We start from the raw sequence: 8,313 nt of genomic DNA, 5'->3' as shown, positions 1-8,313 counted from the left end.
CCTCGTGCAGATGCCCGCCAGCCCGCTGAGCGTCGCCAGCGCCGCGCTGGCTGACATCAAGGTTCACGGCACCTGGATCGCAGGCCGCCCGACCGACCCCCGCAAAACCACCCGCCAAAACGCCGCGCTTTTGTGGCATATGCTGACGGCAATGTTTTAGCCGCAGCCTGCCCCAGTCAGCCGCGCGAACGCCTGTCATTCCCGCTTGGGCGGGAAGCAAGCCGTGATCACATCCAGCATGAGGGAAGCCCGCCTAGGCTCTCGCCTGCGCGGAAGCGACGGTTGTGGTGAGCACTGGCCTATCGGAGATGTCAGATGATCTCTCCTTGTCTCAGAACGTGCTCAGCGATACGCGCAGCAACCTTTTTAGGCCCCGCCCAAAGCAGATAATATAAATGAGCTCCCCGAGTATTTTTGATTAAACGGGGTTTAGGGCAATATCCATATTCAGCCCCCAACCTTTTTTGATACCATCTCGCCAGTTGTTCGCCAGAGTCACGCTTCTTCACAGTCTGGGTTCCAAAAAGGCTGGGCTGCTGCTCATAGACAATTTTTTCCCAAGCGCTAGACCCAAAATATTCATTTAGCATCAACTTATGTTTTGAAGAAAACTCTCCCGAATTTGGTAATAGCCTTTGAATCGCCATCCCAACTGGTAAATTTAAAATCAACTCTATCGCAGAAGTCCTGCCCAACAACTGCAACGTCTGCCATGGAACCTGCATGCCAAAGGGGTCCAAAAAAGCCACCGCTCTATGCGTTTCCCAATTATAATGACCGTTCTCAAAAAAATGAGATTTAATCAGCCTATTGGCATCCCCCTGCAAAATAGTAATATTTCGAGTATTTCCATATTGTTGCTTTAATTTCAGCAACTCTTCAATGCGGTTCGAGTTTTTTTCAATAAACACATACTCTGTGAAAGGGAAATCGACATCCAGTGCTACTCGAGGTGAGCCGATTACATATTGAGTGGCCTCAGTTTCTTCCTGCTGAACAAACTCAGCAACTTCGTCGAGGAGAGAAATACTTTCATCATCATTTGAATATGATCTGAGTGGCGCCTTACCTCCTCCGGCGAAAGCATCAACATATACATATCCGGAACACCATCGTGTCTGATTCTTCATTATTGTGGTGTATGCCTGCAGATAATCATGCAAACAGTCTAACTTTAGCTTAGCCCACGGACCAACGCTGCCGTCTGTTACATAACTAGTCAACCGGCAAGTACCCCACCTATATCAGGCTCTATAGGTTCAGGAAATTCATCCCAAATTCTGCCATCCAATTCGCGTCCACCCGTCTTGGGCCTGTACCCCCCCCACTGCTTAAAAAAGAAGGCAACACCTGCCCGGATGCATTCATCCCTTACCTCTCGCGCCCAATCTACACGCATTGGCCGATAGCCCGGACCACTTTCACCACCTACAATAACCCAGTGTATATCAGTCAGATCAAGTTTCCCGACAGGCCCGACAAGCGGCTCTACCGATAAAAACCTTACCAAAGCGTTGGTGTTTCTGAGATGTGCAACCCGTGACTTTCGTTTCCCGTCCTCAACAGAAACACCAAGCCAGATATGGGACGGCACGGGCTTATCAACGTATCTGGAATTAATGAACTTCTGCATCAAAGAGCTACGCTTAGTTAAAATCTGAAAAGTATGCCAATGCGCTTTTTCCATTGTGTCGAAAACACTATTGACGAACCCTGCAGGAACATCTTTGTGAAAAAGGTCACTCATGGAATTGACAAAGATCATTCTTGGGCGCTTCCATTGCAACGGCTGCTTAACCCGATCAGGGCGCAACATCAAATCGAAGCCGTATTCGAAAGGGTGCCCTTTCACCCCACGGAAACGTTCCGAAAAACGTTCTGCATAGCAATGGTCACAACCCGGACTGATCTTGGTACAACCTGTTACAGGGTTCCAAGTCGCGTTGGTCCATTCGATGCTAGTTTTGTCAGCCATGCAACCTCCATGAGAACAAATATAGTACATATCATCATGATACGCCATGATAAAAATCATGAAGGCTCAGCAAACTCAAGTAAGTGTAATGGGAAAAATTACCCGCCCCCGCGCGGGAGCGACATTACTGGCACAAGCTTTCGCGTCATCGCTTGCAATTACATCGTGCACGATTATATAAACTCACTACCGCTTGGCGTGATGCCCGGCACCAGAGAGAGGCAAAACAGATGGCGAAGCAGCCCGGTCAGCCCCAGCAACCAGAGACATTGTCTTTGAAGCTTGAAGACCAGCTTTGTTTTGCGCTCTATTCCGCCAGCAATGCGCTCAAGAAGGTGTATCGCCCCGCGCTCAGCACACTTGGCCTGACGTACCCGCAGTATCTGGTGATGATGGTGATGTGGCAGGATGACGGGCAAACCGTCAGCGACATTGGCGACAAGCTGTTCCTTGACAGCGCCACCCTCACGCCGCTGCTCAAACGCATGGAAGGCATGGGCCTGTTGTCGCGCAGGCGCGCACCGGAGGATGAACGGCAAGTGATTGTCAGCCTCACCGACAAGGGCAAGGCGCTTGAACAAGACGCGGGCATCGCCCCCCTTGAAGCCTTCCGTGCCACCGGCTGCACGCCCGATGAACTGATCGCGCTCAGGGACCAGCTCAAAAGCCTGCGGGCGCAGTTGATGCGCCACACGGCCTGAGCTGGCTCCGGCGCCCGGCTCATCGGCGGCTATACCACCCCGGGCCTGGCCGGGGCCTGACATTCGCTCGCCATACCCCTGCCACATAGGTCAGGCACCATAAAGTCGCACAGTGGGTGAACTGCCAAATGAGGTTCATAATGAGGTGCGGTGCTGTATACCTCTTGAACGAAATAAATCGTACACTATTTAATAGTAGACGATTTTAATGAAACACCCTGAGACGACAACCAAAGGAGACCATGCATGAAACTTGAGAAAACACTGTACACAGCCCATGCCACCGCCACTGGTGGCCGCGAAGGCAAGGCGTCATCAGACGACGGTGCACTTGATGTTAAACTCTCCACGCCCAAGGGCCTTGGCGGCGCGGGTGGTGACGGCAGCAATCCCGAGCAGCTTTTTGCCGCCGGTTACGCCGCCTGCTTCATCGGCGCGATGAAAGCGGTGGGCGGCAAAACCGGAATCAAGGTGCCGGACGATGTTTCCATCACTTCCAGCGTTGGCATTGGACCGATCCCATCAGGGTTTGGCATTGAGGTTGAACACAATATCTCGCTGCCCGGTCTCGACCGCGAGGTGGCCGAAAAACTTGTCGCCGCCGCGCACCAGGTTTGCCCCTACTCGAACGCGACACGCGGCAATATTGAGGTGACGCTGAACATCGTTTAGGGTATTATCAGGCATCTGCTGCGGCCCCCTGAGCCTGCGGCAGATGCCTGCCCAAGCGCTGCACAAATACTGCCCGGATTCTGCACAGACCGTTCACATATCCTGCACACAAATGGCGTTTTCCTGCACACCTCCTGCGCAGCTGTGCACGCACCGGACAACGGCGATATTCCTGCTTGGCACTGCTGCTGAAAGCCCACACCCGCCGCACATTCTGAGCCGCAATTCCACCTCTCAGCATCGCCATGTTTGACAGCGCTGTCAAATACGATGATACTCGCAGCCAAAGCGCCGCACCGCCGCAACGGCCCCATAAGGGGGTGGAAGATGATGCCTAACGCTTTGAAATATAATGTTAATTATTTAATTACGAGACCGGAATAAAATGCCAGAACCCTTGATGCAAGCCCGCCCGAAACATAACCTGGGCCAATCCGGCCTTTCGATCGGGCCTATCGCTTACGGATGCTGGCGTTTCGCCGGAAGCGACGTGGCGGCGGCGCAAAACAAGATAGAGACCGCCATTGCCTGCGGCATGAATCTCATTGATACCGCCGATATCTACGGCATAGACAATCCGGCGGGTTTCGGCAGTTCTGAAGCCCTGCTTGGCGACGTGTTCAAGGCGCAGCCAGCGCTCAGGTACGATATGGTTCTGGCCAGCAAGGGCGGGATTGAGCCCGGTGTGCCTTATAATTCCACCAAAACCTACCTGATGCGCGCCTGTGAAGCATCGCTCAAGCGGCTGCGCACCGACACCATTGATCTCTACCAGATTCATCGCCCCGACATGCTGGCGCCGTTTGAAGAAGTGGCCGATGCCCTCAGCACCCTGCGCGCCCAAGGCAAGATCCGTGAAGCAGGTGTCTCGAACTATAGCCCGAGCCAGTTTCGCGCGCTACAGGCCAACCTTGACGTTCCGCTGGCGTCGCACCAGCCGGAATTCTCCGCGCTGGAGCTTGGCCCCATGTTGGACGGCACCTTTGACCAGTGCCAGGAAACCGGTGCGCTGGCACTGGCGTGGTCACCGCTCGCCGGTGGCGCGCTGATCAACGGCAAGACCGACGATAAAGACCTTGCCACACGGCTCTATGCTGTTGCCGGCGTGCTGGACGCCATTGCAGCGCAGAACAGCGTGACCCGCGCAGCGGCAGCCCTCGCGTTCACCATGATGCACCCTGCCCGTGTTATTCCCATCGTGGGAACCCAGACGCCAGCCCGCATCAAGGAAGCCGCATCCGCGATCCGTGTCAAGATCACCCGGTCAGACTGGTACCGCGTTGTTGAGGCCAGCCTTGGCAGGCGATTACCCTGATCGCGTGACCCTGCCCGCTCATGCCACAACTGAGAAGGCGGCTTTTCAATTCGGGAGCGACCGCCTATGCTGGTGCACGGGAATCCAGTTTTGGGAAGATTATGTTTCGCTATATCTGCTTCGCGACGCTATGCGTCGCCTTATTCCTCGCGCCTCGCGCCGGGCTAAGCGCCGAGCAAGCCGTTATTCGCCACCTTTGGACCGTGAAAGAAGGTTTGTTTGAGCCAGAGTCCGTTGCGATAGATGAGGCGCGCGGCGTGATCTATGTCTCGAACGTCGTGGGCTACGGGTTAAACGGTCAAGGATACATAAGCCGGCTTTCCATGTCAGGCCGCATGATCGAGGAAAAATGGATGGAAGGCCTGAACGCCCCCACCGGCATGGCGCTTTATGGCGACACCCTTTATTTCGCGGACTTCAACCAACTGGTGGAGGCCGATGTCACCACTGGCAGGATCATCCGTCGGTACGAAGCCCCAGACGCCAGGCCATGCCTGAATGATGTTGCTGTCGCTACGGACGGCACTGTTTATGTATCAGCTAGTTGCCAAAACACGGTTTACTGGCTGGAGAGCGGCGTTTTAAAACCGTTGATCAACAATGCCCCGGCCCTCAATCTCGTCAATGGCCTATATGTCGCACGCGATATGCTGCTAACCGGTGGCTGGCAGATATGGATATGGGACCGCATCACCGGCCAAGCCCTTGCTGACGGGCCCGTCACCCGGCAAGATGCCATAAGGGATATCGATGGTGTTGCCTGGGATGGAGAGGCATTCATTTTTTCCATGGTGCATGACGACCGCATTTGGCGGCTGGATGCAAATGGAACAGCCACCCCCATATCTGCACAGACATTCAACGCTGTCGATTTCCAGTATGATTACCGCACGGGATTGCTGATTGTCCCGCGCATCCCGAAGGAAGGGGCCCACAAGGTATCGGCCTACCGCCTGACCTTCCAGTAAAACCCTAATGCCCCCACACATCTGAACGGAGCGTATCATGCGTATTTTTATCCTCGGTGCCATCATAAGGGCCTAGCGAGACACAATCAGCCTACAGGATAAAAGACGGTGAAATGCAGGGCTGGTCAAAGTTCAAGACCGACGGCAAGTGGGGCGAAAAAAGCGCGTTCCGCTATTCGGAAGCCCCCGACGCTGTGCCCGTGGTCGACTGAGCCGCCTGACGTGGATACACGATAGTGACGGTTGTTCCTACGCTGGGAATTGATTCAACCTGAAGCCTGCCGCCGACCCGAAGCAACAACTTGCTGACCAGCGGCAGCCCTACGCTCATACCAACGGAATGGTCGTCAGCAGTATAAGCGTCGCCCCGGCGGCCAAAAACGGACATAATCGCTTCGACATGCGCTTTTGACATACCAGCGCCGGTGTCCGTTATCCGGACAAAATACACATTTTCATCAGCCGTGCCACGAACGGTCACAACCCCATTCTCAGGGGCATATTTCACCGCATTTGCCAGCACCTTTATCACGGCCTGCCGCAGGATACGGATATCGCCTTCCATAACAGCGCTATCCGCCTGGACATCAAGAAACAGCTGCTTTTCGTGCGCCGCAGGTGCGAGCAGGTTCACGCTCATGCTGACAACGTCCTCCGGGGAGAATGTCTCATGCGCCACCTCGAACCGACCCGCGTCAAGGTCTGAAACGCTTAAGATGTCCGACATCAGAATGAGAAGCTCTTGTCCATTTCGCCGGATAAGCTGAAGGTAGTCGCGCACCTTCTGGCCATCAAGCGGGCTATGAGACTGGGAAATAAGCAAATCTGAAAAGCCGATGATCGCATTCAACGGTGTTCGTACCTCATGGCTTATATTGGCAAGAAAACTGGACTTTATCTGCAATGCTTCTTCGGCCCGAGCCTGCGCAATATCCAACTGTGTCGCGCGGGCTTCAAGTTCCGCGTTTGCTGCTTCCAAATGTGCCGAAAGCGCCAGCCGCTCCTTCTGTTCTTCGCGATAACGCATGGTGAAAAGCCACATCAATATCAACGCGAAGGAAACAGCAGCAACAGGTACGCTCTCAAGGCCCTCCAGAACTCCCGCTGCGGTAACAACAGCATCGGCAACCATCGCAGCAACAATTATAGACCAGCCAGCCACGGCGATACCCGCACCCGGCCGGCCACGAGATCGTGCACGCAGGAAAACCATCAGGACCATAATACCCGCGATACCCCCGACGACGATGTAAGCGTTGCGGGACGCGATCATCCAGTCAAGCGGCGCAAATAAAGCGACAAGTGCAAAAAGCCCACTTACCCCGGCCAGCGCGCCCACACTGCGTTTGCTTGCTTCTCGAGGAAAAAGGCCGTAGGCCAGCGCGTAAAACATGGTGACGATGACAAAAAACGTGAGGTATTCAAGTCGCAGCGATATCGCATAGGATAGATCTGGCAGGAAAAGCCATTCGTAGTCCTGCAGAAGGATGAGCCTTATCGCGATAACGACAAGTACAAAACCGCCACTGTAATAATAGCTCTCTCCGGCGTGCCAAAGGGCCAGCAAAACGGTATAGAGCCCCATTGCGATAAAAAGCCCGGCATATAGCATGACTGAGGCCAAACGACTGCTTTGGGCATCTGTCGCTTGGGACAGGTCCTGAACGCCAGGTGCTGTCAGCAACCCTCCCTGGAAATGGGAGGTGTTTGCAACATGTATCACCAACCAGAAGCGCTCTACGGGGGTGTGCACCCGCATGAGGCCTGGCGGGGCCATGGCATGCGCCTCCGGATCAGGCAAGGCGGGGTCCCCATTACCACCAAGCAGTTCGACACCATAACCGTCGGTACCATCAGGATATACCGCGTAATACCGGTAAACGCTGCGTATCTTGCCTGCAATCATGGCCCCGTTTTCATCCCAGCCACTTACGGCACGCACGTATGTCGTGGCGCCGAACGCCCCGTCTCCTCCTGCCTGACCGCGCATGAAGTCAGGCAGAGAAGCCACCTCGCGCCCATTGTCAAGGCGGGCGACGACGGAGGCGGGCGCTACGAGCTCTCCGTCAAACGCCACCCACCCATGGTCGAGACGTTGAACATTGTTCTGCCCGGAAATAAAGAACGTGAATGGCGAGATGACAGTCAGCACACCCAAGCCAAATACCAGTAAGAGCATAAGCCAAATTCTTGGCACGTTTTTCCCCTCGTTGCCTCGTGCTGAAAACTTATCGCGTACGCTAGTGAGGCACCAGCGTAAATGATGCTCAAGCTTTTCCCATGAAAGCAGATAAAAAAAGGCTCCGGCAATTTGCCTGAGCCTGAATAAAAAGTTTTTACCATAGGGAGGTTCGTGGTGTCTCTTCTCAAGAGAGAAAAGTAAAAGGGCCGGCCCCGGGGGGGAAGTGGGGGGAGGGGGGAGGAACCCCGGGACCGACCTTTATGACGGAAAACCGTCAAACTCTTTACTCTTCGCCGCCGAGCGCTGGCCTGGGGGGAGATCGGGGGGGAGTGATCAAGGCCCCGCTCGTTGGCGTTGATCGGTATATAGGCCTCGCCCGGTTTGTAGAAAACCCTTTTTTGTGTCGTGGCAGCTATGCGAAAAACGCATGTCACATAGCTGACACATGTTTGATTAACGAATGGCTCGTTGTGGCAAAAATATGTTACCGCGAGCCAAAC

At 54.5% G+C, this 8,313-nt stretch carries 7 protein-coding genes; 4 read left to right on the top strand and 3 right to left on the bottom strand.

Annotated elements, in window-relative coordinates; genetic code table 11:
- Nucleotides 1-311: 311 nt before the first annotated feature.
- Nucleotides 312-1,223 (bottom strand): three-Cys-motif partner protein TcmP, encoded by a 912-nt coding sequence (gene tcmP / locus ACN0VM_RS14005; protein WP_417451513.1) that lies wholly within the window; start codon nucleotides 1,221-1,223, stop codon nucleotides 312-314.
- On the bottom strand, nucleotides 1,220-1,975 hold the full coding sequence (locus tag ACN0VM_RS14000; protein WP_417451512.1) for a DUF5131 family protein: 756 nt from the start codon (nucleotides 1,973-1,975) through the stop codon (nucleotides 1,220-1,222). Before ACN0VM_RS14000 ends, tcmP begins: the two co-directional genes overlap by 4 nt.
- A gap of 230 nt (nucleotides 1,976-2,205) precedes the next feature.
- Here ACN0VM_RS14000 and ACN0VM_RS13995 point away from each other — a divergent pair, with 230 nt between their 5' ends.
- From ACN0VM_RS13995 to ACN0VM_RS13980, 4 genes are all read left to right on the top strand, one after another.
- Nucleotides 2,206-2,676 carry a MarR family winged helix-turn-helix transcriptional regulator gene (locus ACN0VM_RS13995; RefSeq protein WP_417451511.1) on the top strand — a complete coding sequence of 157 codons (471 nt, stop codon included), beginning with the start codon at nucleotides 2,206-2,208 and terminating at the stop codon, nucleotides 2,674-2,676.
- A gap of 246 nt (nucleotides 2,677-2,922) precedes the next feature.
- On the top strand, nucleotides 2,923-3,348 hold the full coding sequence (locus ACN0VM_RS13990; protein WP_417451510.1) for an organic hydroperoxide resistance protein: 426 nt from the start codon (nucleotides 2,923-2,925) through the stop codon (nucleotides 3,346-3,348).
- Between the two features lie 385 nt (nucleotides 3,349-3,733).
- Nucleotides 3,734-4,663 (top strand): aldo/keto reductase, encoded by a 930-nt coding sequence (locus ACN0VM_RS13985; RefSeq protein ID WP_417451509.1) that lies wholly within the window; start codon nucleotides 3,734-3,736, stop codon nucleotides 4,661-4,663.
- 101 nt (nucleotides 4,664-4,764) lie between these two features.
- Nucleotides 4,765-5,631 carry an SMP-30/gluconolactonase/LRE family protein gene (locus tag ACN0VM_RS13980; protein ID WP_417451508.1) on the top strand — a complete coding sequence of 289 codons (867 nt, stop codon included), beginning with the start codon at nucleotides 4,765-4,767 and terminating at the stop codon, nucleotides 5,629-5,631.
- A gap of 172 nt (nucleotides 5,632-5,803) precedes the next feature.
- Here ACN0VM_RS13980 and ACN0VM_RS13975 read toward each other — a convergent pair whose 3' ends face one another.
- A complete protein-coding gene (locus ACN0VM_RS13975; protein WP_417451507.1) occupies nucleotides 5,804-7,828 on the bottom strand; it encodes an ATP-binding protein in 2,025 nt (674 codons plus the stop codon).
- Nucleotides 7,829-8,313: the final 485 nt, after the last annotated feature.

Source organism: Kordiimonas sp. (assembly GCF_048260245.1).
Taxonomy (GTDB): Bacteria; Pseudomonadota; Alphaproteobacteria; order Sphingomonadales; family Kordiimonadaceae; genus Kordiimonas.
The sequence above is the reverse complement of the archived record's forward strand: the minus strand, read 5'-3'. Positions and strand labels throughout refer to the sequence as shown.